The organism is Nostoc sp. WHI, from assembly GCF_015714725.1.
In the GTDB taxonomy this organism is placed as follows: Bacteria; Cyanobacteriota; Cyanobacteriia; order Cyanobacteriales; family Nostocaceae; genus Nostoc.
Window position 1 is genome coordinate 28,303 of the sequence record NZ_WBKM01000016.1, and the last position, 19,260, is coordinate 47,562.

The following is a 19,260-nucleotide window of genomic DNA, read 5'->3' on the forward strand; positions in this document are numbered from 1 at the left end:
ATTGAAGTGGGTGTAAGAACATAGTCAGCGTCTTCGATAGTGTTGTTGATCAGTAAAATTGAATTTTCTCCAAGATTGGGTGCAGTGGAAAGTATATAAAGCAACATCATCAGCTAAACAATATGATCTCTAGAAAAAGGTATTAATTAGATATGGAGTTTATTCAAGCTTTTATTTTGGGTATTGTTCAAGGTATTACAGAGTTTTTGCCAATTAGCAGCACTGCACATCTTTTGATTGTGACAAAGATATTTGGTTGGAAAGAACTAGGTTCTAAAGATTTTGTTGATGCAATTCAATTTGGTAGTGTTATAGCAATTTTGGGGTATTTTTGGTCACTGATTTACAGTATTGTCAAGGGTGGAATCGAAGCACTAAAACATAGAGACTGGCAACGTGAAGAGTGGAAGATTCTTGTTGGTATTTTAGTAGGAACAATACCTGCCTTAATTTTCGGCTATCTTTTGAAAGATATTCTACCGGAGAGCGCATTAATTATTGCCATCATGTCAATCATCATGGCACTTTTACTAGCTTTGGCAGAAAAAATTGGCACTCGCAAACGAGGTTATGATTCATTAGAGATTCGAGATGGTATTTTAGTTGGATTGGCACAAACACTTGCTTTGATTCCGGGCGTTTCTCGTTCTGGCTCGACGTTGACGACTGCCTTATTTTTAGGACTAGAACGCGACATAGCAGCGAAATTCTCATTTTTGTTAGGATTTCCAACTCTTACCATTGCTACGCTGTATAAAAGTTTGAAAATATTCAAATTATTTCAAGCTCAAGAATTGCCAGATAACATTGTTGGACTATTAATTGTAGGGATTATTTCAACCTTTATTTTTTCCTACCTATCAATTGCATTCTTAATCAAATACTTAGCAACCAGAAACACTTTGGTTTTTGTTTGGTATAGATTAGCATTTGGCAGTGCCATCTTATTGGCGATCGCAGCAGGTTGGAAAGGATAATTCCATAATAGTTAATAATTCTTTGTCATTTATCATTTGTCCTTTATCCAATACCCAATGCCCCATTCCCAATGACTATTCATCCTGCCCGAATTACCAGAGTATTACCTGATTCTATAGCCGCAGAGATTGGCTTTGAGTCTGGGGATGCGATCGTTGCAATCAATGGTACTCATCCCCGCGATTTAATTGATTATCAATTTTTGTGTGCTGATGAAGTCTTGCAACTAGAAGTTTTAGACGCTGCGGGTAAAACTCACAGCTTGGAAATCGAAAAAGATTACGATCAAGACTTGGGGTTAGAATTTGAAACTGCTTTATTTGATAGTTTAATTCAATGCAATAATCGCTGCCCATTCTGCTTTATCGACCAACAACCACCAGGTAAGCGCACCAGCTTGTACTTGAAAGACGACGATTACCGTCTGAGCTTTTTGTATGGCTCTTATCTTACCCTGACCAATTTGTCAGAAAGAGAATGGCAGCGAATCGAGCAAATGCGCTTGTCTCCGTTGTATGTTTCTGTTCATGCTACGGAAGCTGAAGTAAGAATTAGACTGCTAAAAAACCCGCGTGCGGGACAAATCTTGCAACAACTCAAATGGTTTCAAGAAAGGCGACTACAAATTCATGCTCAAGTAGTTGTTTGTCCTGGTATAAATGATGGCAAACATCTGGAACAAACCCTCAAAGATTTAGCGTCTTTTCATACTGGTGAAGTGCCCACGGTGGCATCGGTGGCAGTTGTGCCAGTTGGATTGACACGGTTTCGCCCTTCAGAAGACGAACTCATACCCGTAACTCAGGAAAAAGCCCTAGAAGTGATTTCCCAAATGCAAATGCTCTCGCGGCAATTTCGCCAACAATTCGGTTCCAGCGTTGTTTGGTTAGCCGATGAGTGGTTTTTGATTGCAGGTGAGGAATTACCCAGCGAATCTGACTATGAAGAATATCCGCAAATTGATAACGGTGTTGGTTCCATTCAATTATTTATCAAGCAATTTGCCGCCGCCGCAACAGAATTATTACCACCAAAAGTCTATCCACAGAGGAAATTAACTTGGGTAGTGGGCAACGCAGTTAAAAAGGCATTTCAACCTATCTTAAAACGGTTGAATTCTGTTGAAGGTTTAGAAGTAAATATGCAAGCTCTATGTAGTGATTATTGGGGACAGAGTATCACTGTCACGGGATTACTAACTGGTCATGATTTATTGTTGAACCTACAAGGGCAAGATTTAGGAGAAGGGATTTTACTGCCAAATGTAATGCTCAAACATGGGGAATTGGTATTTTTAGATGATATGAGTGTTGAAGAACTAGCTTGCAAATTAAAGACAAAAATTTTACCAGTGGCAGGAGTTGAAGATTTAATTAATACCTGTATTATTTAAGCTACTTTTGTTAACTCTTTAAATCTGAACAAATCCCTGAAGGTTTATTTGCAATAGTTGAGTCAAGATAATTATTAATTATTCGTTCAAATGGAATTAAATTCACGATGCAAGAATCGACAACTTATGTGTAATCGCCTGTGAGAATTTAAGTATCGATCTTGGCATTTTTTAATGGTTTTGATAGGCTAGGATGAAAGTAATTCACTAAGTATATTGCCAAGAAGACTATGATGTACTAATGAATTATGACTAATAACTCAATTAATTAATAATTAAGTAAGGAGTCAGTGGTGAAGCATCAGAAAAAACCAAAAGATATAAGTTTAAAAATTAAAGAAACTAGAAGATTATTTATTTTAAGTTTTGAAATTGCAATTTTAAATTTTTTTAGTATTTTGCCAGTAACGGCGGCGACTGAAGAACCTGTTTTGAGCGTAGTCCATAGTCAAGAAAATGCAAATCAATGGACAGGGATAAGCGATCGCTTACAAACAATTGGGGTGAAATATTGTGTAATTCCCCTGACTAATGTCAAGAGTGCGGCAGATTGGGGCGATCGCCGGATATTATTTTTGCCAAATGTCGAGACATTAACGCCAACTCAAGCGATCACTCTAGAAGAATGGATGAGTAAGGGAGGGCGTTTGATTGCTAGTGGGCCTGTAGGTAGTCTATCAGCGCCGGGAGTGCGTCAGTTATTGCGATCGCTCTTGGGAGGTTATTGGGGATTCAGCCTCAGTGACACAGAACAGATCAAACCGGCAACAACCAAGATCCCAAAATGGGCAAATCAAACTGAACTTTTTGGCAAAGTGCGCGGCGGCGTTGTGATTCCTAATGATATGGGTACTCAATCTCCTGCTGTTTGGAATTCCAAAGATAATCCCGCCGCAGTAGTGACAACTGAGCGCTCTACCTTTTTGGGCTGGCGCTGGGGAACAGATACAGCAACAGCCGCCGAGTTAGATAATGCCTGGTTAAAAGCTGCTGTCAATCACTATTTGACAGCGCCACCGCCATCAAGTCGCATGAAAAAAGTAGCAGGAGGTTCTCAAAACTGTTCTACGACGGTGGCGGCTGCGCCGAGGGTGCAGGGGAGCAGGGGAGCAGGGGGAGAGAGGGGTAATTCATCTCCCTCATCTTCTATTCCTGTCAAAACTGTCACTGCTCCGCAATCTAGACCGCTTCCTATAGTCAAACCGCCCAGTTCTCAGGAGGCTATTGACCAGTTGGAAGAAGCTGTGCGTCTTGATGTTGCAGCCAACTCCAATGTACCGATTGACAACAACGAAGCGATCGCCCTCCAGCAAGAGCTAGCAAATCTGATTGGGCGGGTGGAAAGCGCCCATTTAGCGGTGTTAGCAGATGCAGCTAATGAAGGCGTTGCGACATCTGAGGACAAGGAAATCTCTAGCACCGACACCCCCCAATCTGTCAAGAAGCAGCCGACACAATTGGCCTCAACCAAATTGCGGGGGCTAGTCATAAGTAAAGACCAAGCCTTGGCACAGGTAAGAGTAATTGCCAAAAACTTACCCCAATTGATTGCACAAAAAAACTACGCTCTGGCTCGTCAGCAGTGGCTCGTAGCTAAGACGACTTTGTGGCAGCAGTTTCCTGTTGATCAGAAGTTGGCTCAACCAGAAATTCGGGCAGTTTGGTTAGATCGGGGGACGATTGTTCGTGCTGGTAGCAAGGCGGGACTAGCCCAGATTTTTGACCGTCTAGCCCAAACTGGGATTAATACTGTCTTTTTTGAAACTGTTAATGCTGGCTATACCATTTATCCGAGCCAAGTCGCAAAAGAGCAAAACCCATTAATTCGTGGGTGGAACCCACTGGAAGAGGCAGTGAAATTAGCCCATGAGCGAGACATGGAATTACACGCTTGGGTTTGGACATTTGCTGCTGGCAACCAAGGTCACAATGAGATTCTCAACGTTAATCCTAATTATCCAGGGCCAGTGCTGGCAGCTCATCCCGATTGGGCAAACTACGATAACCTTGGCAACATGATTCCCCTTGGCCAAACTAAGCCATTCTTCGACCCAGCCAACCCCGAAGTGCGGCAGTACTTGCTCAAGCTGTATGAGGAAATTGTCACCCGTTATGATGTAGATGGTGTACACTTAGACTACATTCGCTACCCCTTCCAAGACCCGTTAGCAGATCGAACCTACGGCTACGGTAAAGCTGCAAGAGCGCAGTTTCAGCAACTTACTGGTGTAGATCCGATAAGTATTTCTCCTAGCCAACCAGAACTCTGGCAAAAATGGACGACATTTCGGACTGAGCAAGTTGATAGTTTTGTCGCCCAAGCATCACAGCAGTTGCGAAAAAAGCGACCTAATTTGATTTTGTCGGTTGCAGTATTTCCTCTACCGCAACAAGAGCGAATTCAGAAAATTCAACAAAACTGGGAAATTTGGGCAAGGCGGGGGGATGTAGATTTAATTGTTCCTATGACTTATGCTCTAGATACTTCTCGCTTCCAACGACTAGCCCAACCCTGGATCGCCTCTAAACAATTGGGAGCTACCTTGTTGGTGCCGGGAATTCGCTTACTTTCTTTGCCAACAGTTGGGACATTCGATCAACTCCAGTTGGTAAGGGACTTGCCAGTTAGTGGTTATGCACTTTTTGCCGCCGAGAATTTTAACAATGAGCTACAAAAACTTTTTAGTAGTACCCAAGGTAGGGTTCAATCCCCAACACCGACTACAAGTGAACCTATTCCTCATCGCCAGCCTTTTCAAACTGCCGCCATCCGTTACACTGCGCTGCAACGTGAATGGAAGTTTGTTTTGCAAAATCAGCAACTACAAAGGACTCCTGAAAAAATTTCAGATTTTAACAACCAGGCAGAAGTTTTACGCAGTGCTTTAAATCAGTTAGCCACCTCGCCTTCTGACAGTAAATTAATAGTGGCGATCGCCTCTTTAAGTAGGTTCCAGTCTCAATTTCGGGTATTGATGAGCCAAGAGCTTAAGTCGAATTCCTATCAAGTCAAAGTTTGGGAAAATCGGCTTGTAACTATAGAAAGGTTATTGCGTTACGGCGAACGGCGAGTGCAGTTGCTTCCTCAGTGAAGAGGTAGAGGACAGAGGGGCAGAATATTAACTTATATGGTTTGTAAACTAAAAAACTGCACCTCACTAGCTTGCTATCCGCCGTATAAACTGCTTTATATTTCTTAATACGATTTTTCCCATGCTTATACTCCATATATAGGACTTACGCATTGACAGGAAAAACCAAATATGGGTTATAGATTTCAGTCATTAAACCTTGGTTTTTCGATACTTTTTAGGCGATGCCTGCGGCGGGCTACGCCTACGCTATTTATCAAAGGATGATTGATCACAGCCGGAAACGACGTAATTTCATTGATGCACAAAATGATAAATTTGTACAGTGAGTAAGTCCTAATATATTATTAATTATTTAGCGCCAAAATATTAGAAAATACTTAGATAAACCGCTTTAGATAACTATTGTTTGATAATACCTATTTGTTTGGGCTAACCCCTGGGCGATCGCTAGTATTGATTCCTTTGGGGTAAAACATCGGATATTCATGTAGGGACAATTACCGGAATACAAATGGTTACTAGCACGCTATAGTACGTAAAGACACGACACGTAAACACGCTCCTCTCATAGGAGTTTCTGTGAATCTTACCTCTCGTGTGCAGGCGGAAGTAGCATTGCGTCAACGTCAAAGGCGATTTCGCGCTATCTTCAACGGCATCTTTCAGTTTACCGAGTCGCTGACAACTAAGCGTTCTTAGCTAGAGGGACTGACAAAACCTATTGCTGCCATCTAAATACGTGCTTTATGATTATGCGATCGCCAAGGGAAAATTTTAAATCGGCTTGGTAGAAATACTGGCATTGGCGATCGCGTAGCAGCATAAATTGCCCGGCGCGAGAGTGACAGACGGTATCCAACCACAGCGACAATAAGGTGCAATATTTGTCACAGATACATTGGAATTTGGTACAAAATTTACTGACATTGCGCCATTAAATAATGGCATATAAATTGAGGTAAATTATGCCCAGAATTTTAATAATAGAAGATGAAGAATCAGTCCGTGAAAACATTTTAGATTTGCTAGAAGCGGAAGATTTTGAACCTATTGCTGCGGCTAATGGCAAAATCGGTATACATTTAGCCATCTCCGAAGTTCCCGATTTAATCTTGTGTGACATGATGATGCCAGAAATTGATGGTTATGGTGTGCTAACAGCATTACACCAAGATCCATTGACGGCAACAATTCCCTTCATTTTTCTAACTGCAAAATCTGCCAAATCTGACTTTCGTCAAGGTATGGATATGGGTGCAGATGATTATATAACTAAACCATTCACTCGATCTGAGTTATTGAGTGCCATAATTAACAGGTTGGAAAAACACGCTACTTTGAAAAGATACTTGTCTCCTCGGACTGCAATTAACAACTTGTCTCCAAAAACGCAGTTGTTAGAAATTAGCTTATACCGGGCTATCAAACAACAAAATTTTCAAGAATTTGAAATTTATTATCAACCAATAGTCGATATTGCTTCTGGTAAAATAGTAGCTGCTGAAAGTTTATTGCGCTGGCGAAGCCCGGAAATAGGGATGATTTATCCAACAGAATTTATTCCGTTAGCAGAGTCTACAGGTTTAATTATTCCTATTGGTAAATGGGTATTCAAAAGGGTATGTCAACAAATGAAAAACTGGCGTGATGCCGGAATTGATTCCTTAATTATTACTGTCAATGTATCGGTAATTGAATTTAATCAACCAGAGTTTATTCAGAAAATAATTAATTTTATAGTTACGAATGATTTGGAACCACATTACTTAGAAATAGAACTCACTGAAAGTATGATTATGCAAGATATAAATAGTGCGATCGCTACTATGAATAAATTGCGCTCCTTGGGTGTAAAGATTGCGATCGATGATTTTGGTGCGGGCTACTCTTCATTAATTTATCTAAAAAACTTACCAATTAATACATTAAAAATCGACCGTTATTTTATCCATAATGTTGCTAGCGATCCTCAAAAAGCAGCGATTACTAAAGCATTAATTCAAATGTCTCACAATCTCAATCTAGATGTAGTTGCTGAAGGAGTAGAAACAGAAGCAGAACTGGCTTTTTTACGCCAACATGACTGTGATTATATGCAAGGGTTTCTATTTAGTTGTGCATTGCCAGCAGCAGAATTTGCAAATTTTTTGTTGACTAAGAAATGCTTATATGTGTAAATATCTGATTGATATTGGACATGGGGAGCCACGACAAGTATCCTAATTAGTCAGAGGCTTTGCCGTATTATGGGTAACATCCAGTACAAGGTGCATAATGCTTGTAAACTGGTATTCTCCCAAGGGCGATGGGGACGGTGAATTCCACGAAACTCATTGAAAAAATTACAGCTTATAGATGATAATCTTACAGTAAATTTACTTGAAACAACATAATGTTAGTTTTCAACAATCTTCGTTTTCTTCGGATGACAGCAATAGTTTGCAGAGAATACGATATGGTAAATAATTGCTATGTGTCCACAGCAGATAGGGCTTTGTGGAGTTCAGCACTACCAAACCTATTTGAATTAAAAAATGACGCAACTAAATTATCTGAAACTTGCAAAGCAGGGTGATACACAAGCGATTGCTGTTTTGATAAACCGCTCTCTCCAACCTAAAGGTATCAATGCCAAGATTGCTTTTAAAAATAGTTGCTTAAAGGTAATGTTGGAATCAACTACAGTACCAGAGCAACAGGTTTTAGTTGAGTTTATTCGCAGAGGAATAACGGGTTTGAATATTTCGTCCGTTAAAATAGTTCAGGTGTACGGACGACAGACAGGTGAAGAGTTTCCGGCATGGAGCCAAGAATTTACATTAGCAGAGGAATTACCGCCTTCATCAAATTCATCGGAAATTAAATTAACAAATTCTCCTACCAAAAAACAATCAACAGATAAATCTTCAGAATATTATCAATCTATCTCTGGCAAAAAGCAATATGACCCAAAGGTAGTAATATTCGTAATATTATCAGCTTTATGGAATTTTTGTAAGTGGTATATATCAGGATTTAGTGGAAAATCCTATGAAGAAACTTATGTATCTTCTAAATTTATCCGATCATGTCACCAAGGTTTAAGAATGTTTGTTAGTATCATATTTATTATTTTAGGAGTTATAATTTTAGCATTGAGAGGATACCATATTTCATCTCCACCAGTTTCATCTGTTTCTTCATCTTCTGGAAGTGTATCTGAATCTTCTTCAATATCTGGAAAGGTAAACGGAAGATTATGTGCAAAAAATTTTAATGAGAGTATGGCAGGAGGGGCTGAAGCAACCTTTGATAGTAGTAACAAGACTATGAACATTATTATATCTGATAGTGGCAAGATATTAACAGAACAAGGGTTTAAGCAAATTTCTACAAATATGGCAAATAGCACTTTTTCCACTTGTGATGTTAAAACTGTAAAAGTTGAGAGTAGCGGTTATTCTGGAGTAATACAAAATCCCTAGCTGATATTGATATATAAAGTTTGTTGTTCCAATAGAGATTAAATGTATGGATCTGACAGAATTAAAGTGGACTAAAAATGTAAATCATCAGGGTGATGATAAAGATTGGGCTTATCAAAATATTGACCCAGATTCAAATATTTTTCCATTAAATTGGAAAAAAGAACAAGCAAAGAACGCCCTTAAACCAGAGAAAAGCGATCTCATTCTTTTAAGACAGCGTGGCAAAGTGACACATATTGTCAAACTTCTGAACAATACTTTGGATGAAGAGCCTGGAGAATTTGGTATCTCCCGTCTCGTTCAAGTAGTTTGGATAGCAGATTATCCGAGTGTATCTCCAGAACAAAATATGGTGTTTGGTTATCATGTACATCTTCAAGGGGGTAGAGTGATGAAGTTGGAAACCCCTACATTCAACAAACATTGGGAGAGCCAAGGCGGATTAGTAGGATTTCAAAATCGTGTCGCCTCACAGTGCATAAATCCAAAATCAAAACAGCCACAGCCAAATTGGGAGAGTAACTAGCAATACTATAGCCCCAGCAGCTAAGGCAGTAACTGCTAAATCGCGATCAAGATTGAATGTCTCAGCAATTACCAGTGTGGCGAAAGCTGGAGGCATAGCCATTTGGAGGACAATGACTTTTGCAGTGGAACCAGTTAATCCAAACACTGGTAAAATGCTCCCCAATATTAAGGGAACTAGTAGCATTTTGATTCCCAAGCTCATCCCTACTTGTGGTAGGCTACGCCAAGATTTGAGCAGCGCTAATCGCATTCCAATTAACATCAAAGATAAAGCTACCATACTCCAAGCAAATTTCTCTAACCAAAATTCCGCTACAGTTGGAATTGTCGCTTGTCGAAACAGTAAGCCAAATCCGAAACTCCACAGGGCAGGATTAATTAAAATTGCTCTAGCAGTCTGCCAATGATTTTGGACACCGCCGCCAAAACGCGCTGCTATAAACACACCCAAGCCATAAGTTCCTGGGAATGAACCTAGCAAATCGTAGAATAGCGCCCAGGCAAAATATTCCTTACCTACCATTGCTAAGGTGATAGGAAAGCCAAGATAACCTGTGTTACCCAACATTGCCGCTAGGATCAAGCTAGCCTGAGTTGGTGCTTGGGTAACGGTATTTCTAAAATAGGCTTGTCCTTTAATCCCTAACCAAGCTAAAAATCCTCCTAGTAAAATGGCTAGGTAAGCGATCGCAGGTGCAATCCAAATTTGTCCCGAAAAGCTAGATTGGCGCAAAAACGATACTATGCTGATGGGTACTCCCACCCAGTAAAGAAACTGTCCCAAATAGGTAGGAACTGTCATAGGTAGTTTGCGTCCCAGAATGAAACCTACCAGGACTAATCCTCCCAGCTTGACGTATAGTTCTAAAAGGTTTGTCAAAATTGCGCCTAAAAACCACAGATGTAAAATGCTACCTGTTAAGTCTGCTTTTGTCCAGTGCAAAATCTGTTATGGCTGTCCCACAGAAACAGGAGTTTACCCTTGAATAAAGGTGGGTTTTCTGGAAAACCGCAAAACTCATCAAATGACCCTGGTGATGATATTCCAGTAGCAATACGCGATACCCCTGATGCAGCACCTAAAAAGTGGTTGCAACCGCGAATTGTAGTGATTGGAGGAGTCACAGGGTTTATCCTGCTGGCTTTAATTGGCGGTTTTTTGTTTTTCGTCACTGCACCTAAAAAAACTGCCGATTCTCAATCTTCACCTATTAGTTCTGCACCTACACCAACTATAGAATCGGGTAACTCTGTTAACACTCTGTTAGGGCATTTGGCATACTCAGAAGCCCTTGATTCAGAATTAGTAACCATCTCCGCAAATAGGGGCATTAGAATGCGAAAAGCTGCTGCCCAAAAGTTTGAGGAGATGGTAGCAGCAGCGCGGAGTGCAGGTGTAATTTTAGTGCCAATTTCTGGCTTTCGCTCAGTCAAAGAACAGGAACCGTTATTTTTTGGTGTTGGTGCACAGCGAAATCAAACACCAGCAGAACGATCTGCCCTTAGCGCTCCTCCTGGTTATAGTGAACATCACACAGGTTACGCTGTAGATATTGGAGACGGAGCAGTACCAGCAACTAATCTGAGTACCAACTTTGAAAATACTAAAGCTTTTGGATGGTTACAAGCAAATGCGGCGCGTTTCAGCTTTGAAATGTCATTTCCCAAAGATAATGCTCAAGGTGTGAGTTATGAGCCTTGGCACTGGCGTTTTGTAGGCGATCGCGACAGCTTGGAAATGTTCTACAAAGCCAAAAATTTGAAACCTACCATACAAAAGTAGATATGCAATTAGAGTTGGATAATAATATCCAGCGATTTTCTTAGCGATCGCATCTAATCGGGAAATTTTATCTAGATTGCAAAGTGAAATTAAGCAATTTTGTCATCAATAAACCGGGTAATATTAAGTCGGATTACTATATTTTACTTTGTAGTAAATTAAGTACTGTGGATTCCGATAAACAATTGGCAAATTTAATTGGTGTTTAACGTTAGTTACAAAATAGTCTGTCTGATACTTAGACATCAAAAAGTTAACCTGAGCCGTTGTTAAGGAATAGTATCCACTGTCAAGCATTTTTGGAAGTCCAAATCCTTTTGTTTTTACTTTTAATTCCTTACTAATAACTGGCAAAATAGAAGGGTTATTGCCGCTCAAGTCTCTCATCCGTTGATACCACTCAAATATTCCCAGTTTGTTCTGAGGGAAAAGCCTAAATTTAGCTATAGTTGGACGCTCTGTTAACCAACTAAAGCTATCAAAAGAGCCTGGAGGAGATATTACAATTGCATCTCTAGAAGTATTACCTCTAATCCAAGCAGATAAAGATTTTTCCTCAAGAGATACTCTTTGCATTGCACCGGGAAATTGACTTAGGCTCAGTAGTTGATTTTTAAAGGTTATGCTGGGCTTAGTCATTAAAAAGCTCAGGAGTAAAATACTTCCGAATAAAAGCAACTGCCGTTTTTTCTCAACGAATATCTGCTCTAATAAGCACGCAAAGAGTAAATAAGTATTAAGTGGTAATATAACGCTCCCGACTCGAAAAGGGTAGTACTGTAAGAAACTGCCGTTAGAGTCAAAAGGTGCGACAGCTATCCCTAGAATGAAAGGTATTAGGCTAATAATCGTAAAGTCGAATAGCCTCATTCTGGCTATATATTGCTCAGAAGACTCATATATAGATTTCTGATTTGTGGCGCTTTTTTGCTGGATACGCCTTAATAATATAGCGGTGATTATTAGTACTACTAGATACGTTATCAGCTTTATCCACCAAAGTGAAGACCAGGACAGGGGGTTTAAGTGGTGGGGCAACCGTAAAAAAACATAAATGTAAGAAGTAGGTATAGAACTTTCGGGATTAGGGCTGAACAATTGTTCTAGTACAGCTTTAACAGAAAAAGAACTAGCTATTAAATAGATGAGAACAATCCCCCCGAAACATCGAAAATTCATCCTACAAGTATTCCATCTCAGAATTAGTAATACTAGAAGTATTAAAAATGACCAGCCACCTACTAACACATGAAATGAAGTAGCTAGTCCTAACATTAAAGCCATCCAATAATAGCTTCTACCTAACATTGCTCTAACAGCTAACAAAACAAAACCGTAGCTCAAAACCTTTGGCTGAAGTCCTGATATTATTAGTTCACCAGCAGCAAAGCTTTGAGAAGTCATGAAAAGAAAAACCACTAGCAACAATAATGGTAAACTGAGTCCCAATTTCCTTTTGATTAAGACTAGTCCTAAGGCAATGAGACAATAGCACAGTATCCGACCTACTATAGAAGTTGCCAAGAATCCCCAGGCTAGTATCAAATTTCCTATTAAAATCTGGAATATGAATCTATACCCTGGTGATTGATTGAGATACCAATCTCCTGGAATCCAGTTGGGATTCGCGTACTGTTTAGCTAAGGGTAAGATATCAATTTCATTTGATCTGGACATATTTTCATCCAGTAGTTGCAAGACACATAAGAGTGCTGTGATTGCCAGAACCTCAAATCCTATCTTGTATAATTTTGATATCGAATAAAAATTTAGCTTTCTCCAATTCATAACCAGTTTTCAGTTTGGGATAGGCGTTGTTTATTTATTTAATTCTTCAGTGCTTGAGATGATAAATCAATCCGCTAAAAAAAGGATAACTAATCGCAAAAATTGCGATCCACGAGATAAAAAACGCCTGACATAACTCCAGCCACTGACGCTAGTTTTACTTCTGATCCTCAAGCCAAGTTCGGTGAATATAAATAGGACTTACGCACTATACAAATTAATCGTGGTATGTATTTACCAAAATAGGTCGTTTTAGGCTTCTATTAATCATTCTTTGATGCTAGATAGACCCACATCTGTTGTAGGGGCAATTCATGAATTGCCCCTACAACAGATGTGGTTTTTCAAATAGCCATATTTAGTCTTTCCTGTCAATGCGTAAGTCCTAATAAATATTCATTTAAGAGAGTAACTCTTTTACTCATATCTACATTAATTACTCATATAATCTTCATAATATCTTTATATTATCTTCATACATTTTTGCAACATCCATAGAATATCAGTTTTACGGACAGACGCAATTTCATAAACTGTATATTCAGTCACTTCAACAGAATGTTCAACATTCGCCAGTCCATAGCCTTTAACTAAAACAGCTTCACCTTCCTGAACCACTGCAACAGAAAGTCCAGGAATCTGGTTTTTAGTCATTGTGGCTTGAATATAGTCGTCAATCATCATTGACCTCATTTCTGTTTAGCGATGGAGATATTGGACAAAGGAGCAGAAGACAATAATCAATACCCAATGCCCAATGCCCAATACTTAGCTTCCTCAGCTGTTTCTTGGTTTTTCAGGTTTCTGATACTTACCTGGATTCTTTCGGTGAAAATATTCCTCCATAATTTCTAAAATCATCGGCGCAGCAATGCTACCACCACCGCCGCCAGAATGTTCAGCAAATGCCACAATCACAATTTCCGGCTGCTGGGCGGGGGCATAGGCACCAAACCAAGCGTGATTTTGTTTAACACGACCCTTCCAGGCTTCGGCGGTGCCACTCTTACCAGCAACTGGGGGAACTGTTGGCTTGTTTAAAGCTTTACCTGTACCTTCAGCTACTACTTTCCGCAGTCCCTGACGAAGGATACTTATGGTTGTCGGCTTCATATTTAAAGATTGTCGCCAGCTTTTTGCTTCTTCATTGTCTTTAAGCAAATGCGGCTGGACTCGGTAGCCACCATTCGCAGGTACAGCAAACATAATAGCGACTTGTAGGGGTGTAGTTTGTAAAGCACCTTGACCAATTGACATATTGATGCTATCGCCAACAGTCCAAGGTATCTTCCAAACTTTTTGCTTCCATGCCTCATCTGGTACTAAACCTTTTGTTTCTTCGTTAACAAACTCAAAGCCGGTTTTTGTACCAAATCCATACTTGCGAGTCCATTCGATCAAAGTTGGGCCGCCAACTCCCCGACCAATTTGATAAAAGAAGGTATCACTACTCCACTGTAATGCGCCGACAAAACCCAATGGGCCGAATCCGGCGTGGTTCCACTCACCAAATCGGGTGCCGCCAAAGTTTAAGGAACCGTAGGTTTGTAGCACTGTGCTAGGAGAAAATTTACCCGATTCTAGCCCGGCTGTGGTGGTAACAATTTTGAAGGTGCTAGCGGGAGGAAAAGCGCTGAGGGCACGATTGACCAAGGGATGATCGGCACCTTGTACAGTTTCCCAATCTTTTTGGGTGAGTTTCTGCTTCGAGAAAATATTTGGATCAAACGTGGGGTGAGATACCATTGCTAAAACGGCACCGTTCTTTGGGTCAAGTGCCACGATCGCACCATTGCGATCGCCTAAAGCTTTTTCTGCTGTCTTTTGCATATCTAAATCTATGGTCAAGTGCAAATCATTACCAGCTTTCGCCTGTTTCTCACCCAAAACCCGCAGCGGCCGACCAGCACCATCAACTTCTACCCGTTGACCGCCCCATTCGCCCCGCAGACTTTTCTCATAAGCTTTTTCAACTCCCATCTGACCGATTACATCACCCAATCTGTAGCCTTCCTGCTGCCTTTCTTTTAACTGCTCGGCGGTCAGTTCTCGTGTATAGCCTAGTAAATGTGCTAATTGCTTACCGTGGGGGTAGTAGCGAACGGCTTCCGTAGAAATCTCCACGTCTTGAAGTTCGCTTTGATACTCCTTCAATGCCGTGACTTGCGCTTCATTCAAATCACGAGCGACTCGAATCAGTGAAGAAGAGTTAGCACCTGCTTCTTCCAGTTTTTTTTCCATCTCTTCTTGGGGAACCTCAATAATTTGAGATAGACGTGCTGCCACAACCGGCCAGGCTGGCTTGGTATGTGACATCGGCCACAAATATACAGAGCGAGGATAGCGAGTACTGGCTAGAAGCTTACCATCACGGTCAAAAATGTTGCCCCGTTCGGGTTGTTTAGGAATCATCCGAATTCGATTTGCCTCGGCTCGTTTTCGGTGGTTCGTTCCTTCAATAATTTGCAAGTATCCCAAACGAACACCGATTCCAGTCATCATCAATAGAGTAAATATGATTAAAAATATCGGCTGGAAACTTTGTCCAACTGTACGGATATTTTTTTTCCCGCCAAGTGGAGATGGTTGCAGTAAACTCATAAAACAAAGAATGATTCTGAGAGTGCTATTTATTATCTGTATACAATTACCCTAAACTCATAACCAGTAGTGAGTACAAAAGAATCAGGCGAGTATATTCCTGAACAATTGTTTTTGGCGGATACAATAAACCAAAGTGTCAACTCTAGTTTGCCCAATAGACTACATCAATTGACAAAATAACTTAATATCACAGCATTCTACTGAGGATTATGGCTCAAATTGTCATGGAGAATCAAAGGGGGATAACAACTTTTCAGCTACTTGATGTTGAACTGCGTAACGTGTTCAAGTTTTTTAACCAAGAACCAGCAGTACATGGAATAGATTTGGATGTTAGACAGGGAGAATTTTTTAGTATTTTAGGCCCCTCCGGTTGTGGTAAAACAACAACACTGCGTTTAATTGCTGGGTTTGAAATCGCTGACGCTGGCAAGGTGTTGATTCAGGGTCAGTCTATGACTAATGTGCCGCCTTACCGCCGACCCGTCAATACTGTATTTCAAAGTTACGCTTTATTTAATCACCTAAATGTCTGGGATAACATCGCCTTTGGACTGCGGTTAAAAAAATTACGCAAATCGGAAATTGAAAGTAGAGTCCAAGAGGCTTTAAAGCTAGTAAAAATGGAAAGTTTGCGATCGCGTTTTCCTCATCAACTTTCTGGTGGTCAACAGCAGCGAGTCGCCTTGGCAAGGGCTTTAGTCAACCGTCCCACCGTCGTCCTGCTAGATGAACCTTTAGGGGCGTTAGATTTAAAACTGCGTAAGGAAATGCAGGTTGAGTTATCAAATTTACACAAAGACTTGGGATTGACCTTTGTGATGGTGACACACGACCAAGAAGAAGCACTTTCCTTGAGCGATCGCATTGCCGTGATGAATCAAGGCAAAATTGAGCAAGTTGGCACTCCCAGCCAAATTTACGAACGTCCCCAGACATCTTTTGTGGCTGATTTTATTGGCGATACTAATTTCTTCAGTGGTGAAATCGTTGCGGTAAACTCCTCTGAGGTACAAATTTCGACGAAAACCGGACTCTCAATTATTATTAGTCGTGCTGAAGATACACCAACTGAAATATCACAATCAGTGGTGGTAAGTGTGCGTCCCGAAAAAATACAGCTTTCGCTTTATCAACCCAATTTGCCGACTAACTGTTTTGAAGGACGGCTTATCAACGTTATGTATTTGGGTACACACGTTAATTATGTTGTGAAATTAACAAATGGCATTAGCATTAATGTGTTACAACCCAATACCTTTGGCGGTTTTCCAGACCGCGACACACCAATTTATGCTTGGTGGGCACAAACCGATTGTTTAGCATTATCAAGTAATTAGTTGTCCTTTTTTCAAGAATTTGATGTTTGTTTTTACCGCTCACATTTGGCGTTTGAAGTGCGCTTTAATATTAAAAATTTAGGATTTTGACCATGCCGTTGATTAAAAGACGACAATTATTGAAAGGAGTAGCAGCACTTTCTAGCTTATCTTTAGCTGGCTGTGGCTGGAGACTAGCCCAAGTACGTGCTAATTCTACTACTTCCGGTCAACGTGACCAACTTTATATCTATACGTGGACACAATATACTGACAACCAATTATTGAAAACTTTTAGCACCCAAACTGGCATGAAAGTGCTAGCGGATGTGTATGATTCCAATGACGTCATGCTGGCTAAATTCCAAGCTAGTGGTGGTGGCAATTATAGCATCATCTACCCATCCGATTATATGGTGCAGAAGATGGTAAACAAAGATTTGTTAACAGAAATAAATCACGATCGCTTAATTGGTTTAGAGAATTTATTTCCCCGGTTTTATAATCCTAGCTATGACCCCAATAATCGTTACAGTATCCCTTTTAACTGGGGGACAACAGGTTTAATTTACAATTCTGAAAAAATCAAAGATGCACCGAAAGATTGGGAATATCTTTGGCAAAACCAAGAAAAATTAAAGAAACGGATAACCTTGATCAATGATGTTCGAGAAGTGATGGGTGCAACGTTACGGATGCTAGGCTATTCTTACAACTCAAAAAATGAAGCCGAAATCAAAGAAGCTTATGAGAAATTGAAGCTACTAAAACCTGCGATCGCCCGTTTTGACACCGACGCTTGGCAAAATCAAATTCTGGCAGGAGATTTACTATTGGCAATGTGCTATTCAGCAGATGCAGTGAGAATCTCTCAAGAAAACCCTAAGCTCAAATATGTGATTCCTCGAAGCGGTTCTTCATTATGGACAGACACTATTGTTATCCCCAAAACAGCCTCCAATTTAGCTGGAGCCTATGCTTGGATTAACATGATTTTGCAACCAGAAGTAGCAGCCCAAATCACTGAACGTCTGAATGTTTCTACACCTAATAGTGCCGGATTTGAGCAATTGCCAAAAAGAATCCAAAATAATGCTAATTTGTTTCCCTCAGAGTCGCTTTTAAAAAATTGTGAGCGAGTCACTCCTCTAGGACAATTTGAAGAGATTTATGAGCGCTACTGGACTGAATTAACTAGTAGCTAAAAATTGATGAAGTTACCTTCTGGGCTGCCTATAGCTAAATTCAAAAAACTAAAAAGTTTAACTTGATTGATAAAGTTCTGGAGTATAAAAAAGTGATTGACTTTAATAATTACAAGACTTTAACTTTCGATTGTTACGGAACCCTAATCGATTGGGAGAACGGCATCTTAGGGGTACTAAAGCCGCTTCTGCTGGCACACAACAGCAATTTGGATGACGATCAAATTCTGGAACTTTTTGCTGGATTTGAAGCAGAACTGGAGAAAGGAGAATATATCAAATATCGAGAAGTTTTGAGAAGAGTAGTCCAGAAATTTGGTGAACGATTTGCCTTTGAGCCAACTGCTGACGAATTAAATTCACTTGCTGATTCGATTCAGTATTGGCTGCCTTTTCCCGATACAGTTGAGGCACTTAGAGCTTTGCATTCAAAGTTTAAGCTGGTAATTATCTCAAATGTAGATGATGATCTTTTTGCTTTCTCGGCAAAGCACTTGAAGGTGGAATTTGACCAGATAATTACAGCAGAACAGGCAAAAAGCTATAAACCCTCCTTAAACAACTTCAGACTAGCTATTGAGAGAATTGATTTGCCGCTAGAGCAGATATTACACGTTGCTGCAAGTGTATATCACGATATTGTTACAGCCAAATCTCTGGGACTATCAACAGTCTGGGTAAACCGTCGAGCAGTCCAAAAAGGAGCAGCAGTAAGTCAACCTGACTTAGAAGTTCCAGATTTAAAGACTCTCGCGGCTTTGAGTCATCAAAACAATACTGAGCAATAAGTGCTGAGTGCTAGTCCTGTCAAGGTGATATGTCAATACTTTTCGGATAAGACTCGATCCCCCCAACCCCCCTTAAAAAAGGGGGGCTAAGAATGACTCTATTTCCCCCTTTTTAAGGGGGACTAAGGGGGATCATTAAAGACTGTGTACCTTAACCGAAAAGTATTGGGTGATATGTAGCTTGAATTTCATATTCATTTAAACAAAATCTTCACTTGTTCTTTGAGAATTTTGAAAATTCCGAGTTCAAAGGTGCAACTTCCGAGTTCAGAGGCTCAACTTCCGAGTTAAAAGGTGCAACTTCCGAGTTCA

General features: G+C 40.3%; 15 protein-coding genes. 10 read left to right on the plus strand and 5 right to left on the minus strand.

Translation table 11 applies throughout. The annotated features are described in order from the left end of the window. Positions 1-152: 152 nt before the first annotated feature. From F8S12_RS01560 to F8S12_RS01570, 3 genes are all read left to right on the plus strand, one after another. A complete protein-coding gene (locus tag F8S12_RS01560) occupies positions 153-977 on the plus strand; it encodes an undecaprenyl-diphosphate phosphatase (RefSeq protein ID WP_196514471.1) in 825 nt (274 codons plus the stop codon). A gap of 71 nt (positions 978-1,048) precedes the next feature. After that, entirely contained in the window at positions 1,049-2,371 is a 1,323-nt protein-coding gene (locus F8S12_RS01565; RefSeq protein ID WP_196514472.1) for a TIGR03279 family radical SAM protein, read from the plus strand. Positions 2,372-2,661: 290 nt separating this feature from the next. Continuing rightward, complete coding sequence (locus tag F8S12_RS01570; RefSeq protein ID WP_196514473.1) at positions 2,662-5,463, plus strand: glycoside hydrolase family 10 protein; 2,802 nt, start codon at positions 2,662-2,664, stop codon at positions 5,461-5,463. Positions 5,464-6,240: 777 nt separating this feature from the next. Here F8S12_RS01570 and F8S12_RS01575 read toward each other — a convergent pair. Then, positions 6,241-6,393 carry a hypothetical protein gene (locus F8S12_RS01575; RefSeq protein WP_196514474.1) on the minus strand — a complete coding sequence of 51 codons (153 nt, stop codon included), beginning with the start codon at positions 6,391-6,393 and terminating at the stop codon, positions 6,241-6,243. Between the two features lie 38 nt (positions 6,394-6,431). Between F8S12_RS01575 and F8S12_RS01580 the strand changes: the two genes are divergently transcribed. From F8S12_RS01580 to F8S12_RS01590, 3 genes are all read left to right on the plus strand, one after another. After that, positions 6,432-7,643, plus strand: coding sequence for an EAL domain-containing response regulator (locus F8S12_RS01580; protein WP_196514475.1), 1,212 nt, complete (start codon positions 6,432-6,434; stop codon positions 7,641-7,643). Positions 7,644-8,000: 357 nt separating this feature from the next. Continuing rightward, on the plus strand, positions 8,001-8,930 hold the full coding sequence (locus F8S12_RS01585; RefSeq protein ID WP_196514476.1) for a hypothetical protein: 930 nt from the start codon (positions 8,001-8,003) through the stop codon (positions 8,928-8,930). Positions 8,931-8,976: 46 nt separating this feature from the next. Further along, on the plus strand, positions 8,977-9,459 hold the full coding sequence (locus F8S12_RS01590) for a hypothetical protein (protein ID WP_196514477.1): 483 nt from the start codon (positions 8,977-8,979) through the stop codon (positions 9,457-9,459). Here F8S12_RS01590 and F8S12_RS01595 read toward each other — a convergent pair. Beyond that, positions 9,424-10,341, minus strand: a complete 918-nt coding sequence (locus F8S12_RS01595) for an AEC family transporter (RefSeq protein ID WP_196514485.1) — start codon at positions 10,339-10,341, stop codon at positions 9,424-9,426. The genes F8S12_RS01590 and F8S12_RS01595 overlap by 36 nt on opposite strands. 102 nt (positions 10,342-10,443) lie before the next feature. Between F8S12_RS01595 and F8S12_RS01600 the strand changes: the two genes are divergently transcribed. After that, complete coding sequence (locus F8S12_RS01600; protein WP_196514478.1) at positions 10,444-11,244, plus strand: M15 family metallopeptidase; 801 nt, start codon at positions 10,444-10,446, stop codon at positions 11,242-11,244. A gap of 123 nt (positions 11,245-11,367) precedes the next feature. On the opposite strand, the gene F8S12_RS01605 is transcribed toward F8S12_RS01600, so the two are convergent. From F8S12_RS01605 to mrdA, 3 genes are all read right to left on the minus strand, one after another. Further along, positions 11,368-12,921, minus strand: coding sequence for a DUF6798 domain-containing protein (locus F8S12_RS01605; RefSeq protein WP_196514479.1), 1,554 nt, complete (start codon positions 12,919-12,921; stop codon positions 11,368-11,370). Between the two features lie 573 nt (positions 12,922-13,494). Further along, entirely contained in the window at positions 13,495-13,725 is a 231-nt protein-coding gene (locus F8S12_RS01610; protein ID WP_230967721.1) for a serine hydrolase, read from the minus strand. 84 nt (positions 13,726-13,809) lie between these two features. Beyond that, on the minus strand, positions 13,810-15,633 hold the full coding sequence (mrdA, locus tag F8S12_RS01615; RefSeq protein WP_196514480.1) for a penicillin-binding protein 2: 1,824 nt from the start codon (positions 15,631-15,633) through the stop codon (positions 13,810-13,812). Between the two features lie 212 nt (positions 15,634-15,845). Here mrdA and F8S12_RS01620 point away from each other — a divergent pair, with 212 nt between their 5' ends. From F8S12_RS01620 to F8S12_RS01630, 3 genes are all read left to right on the plus strand, one after another. Continuing rightward, positions 15,846-16,976, plus strand: a complete 1,131-nt coding sequence (locus F8S12_RS01620) for an ABC transporter ATP-binding protein (protein ID WP_196514481.1) — start codon at positions 15,846-15,848, stop codon at positions 16,974-16,976. A gap of 92 nt (positions 16,977-17,068) precedes the next feature. After that, on the plus strand, positions 17,069-18,160 hold the full coding sequence (locus F8S12_RS01625) for an ABC transporter substrate-binding protein (RefSeq protein WP_442946779.1): 1,092 nt from the start codon (positions 17,069-17,071) through the stop codon (positions 18,158-18,160). Between the two features lie 92 nt (positions 18,161-18,252). Further along, on the plus strand, positions 18,253-18,948 hold the full coding sequence (locus F8S12_RS01630; RefSeq protein ID WP_196514482.1) for a haloacid dehalogenase type II: 696 nt from the start codon (positions 18,253-18,255) through the stop codon (positions 18,946-18,948). Positions 18,949-19,260: the final 312 nt, after the last annotated feature.

What these genes read in the sequence shown, in the direction of transcription:
- F8S12_RS01560 (WP_196514471.1), top strand. Translation starts at nt 153, where the DNA reads ATGGAGTTTATTCAAGCTTTTATTTTGGGTATTGTTCAAGGTATTACA.
- F8S12_RS01565 (WP_196514472.1), top strand. Translation starts at nt 1,049, where the DNA reads ATGACTATTCATCCTGCCCGAATTACCAGAGTATTACCTGATTCTATA.
- F8S12_RS01575 (WP_196514474.1), bottom strand. Translation starts at nt 6,393, where the DNA reads ATGTCAGTAAATTTTGTACCAAATTCCAATGTATCTGTGACAAATATT.
- F8S12_RS01580 (WP_196514475.1), top strand. Translation starts at nt 6,432, where the DNA reads ATGCCCAGAATTTTAATAATAGAAGATGAAGAATCAGTCCGTGAAAAC.
- F8S12_RS01585 (WP_196514476.1), top strand. Translation starts at nt 8,001, where the DNA reads ATGACGCAACTAAATTATCTGAAACTTGCAAAGCAGGGTGATACACAA.
- F8S12_RS01590 (WP_196514477.1), top strand. Translation starts at nt 8,977, where the DNA reads ATGGATCTGACAGAATTAAAGTGGACTAAAAATGTAAATCATCAGGGT.
- F8S12_RS01605 (WP_196514479.1), bottom strand. Translation starts at nt 12,921, where the DNA reads ATGTCCAGATCAAATGAAATTGATATCTTACCCTTAGCTAAACAGTAC.
- F8S12_RS01610 (WP_230967721.1), bottom strand. Translation starts at nt 13,725, where the DNA reads ATGAGGTCAATGATGATTGACGACTATATTCAAGCCACAATGACTAAA.
- mrdA (WP_196514480.1), bottom strand. Translation starts at nt 15,633, where the DNA reads ATGAGTTTACTGCAACCATCTCCACTTGGCGGGAAAAAAAATATCCGT.
- F8S12_RS01620 (WP_196514481.1), top strand. Translation starts at nt 15,846, where the DNA reads ATGGCTCAAATTGTCATGGAGAATCAAAGGGGGATAACAACTTTTCAG.
- F8S12_RS01625 (WP_442946779.1), top strand. Translation starts at nt 17,069, where the DNA reads ATGCCGTTGATTAAAAGACGACAATTATTGAAAGGAGTAGCAGCACTT.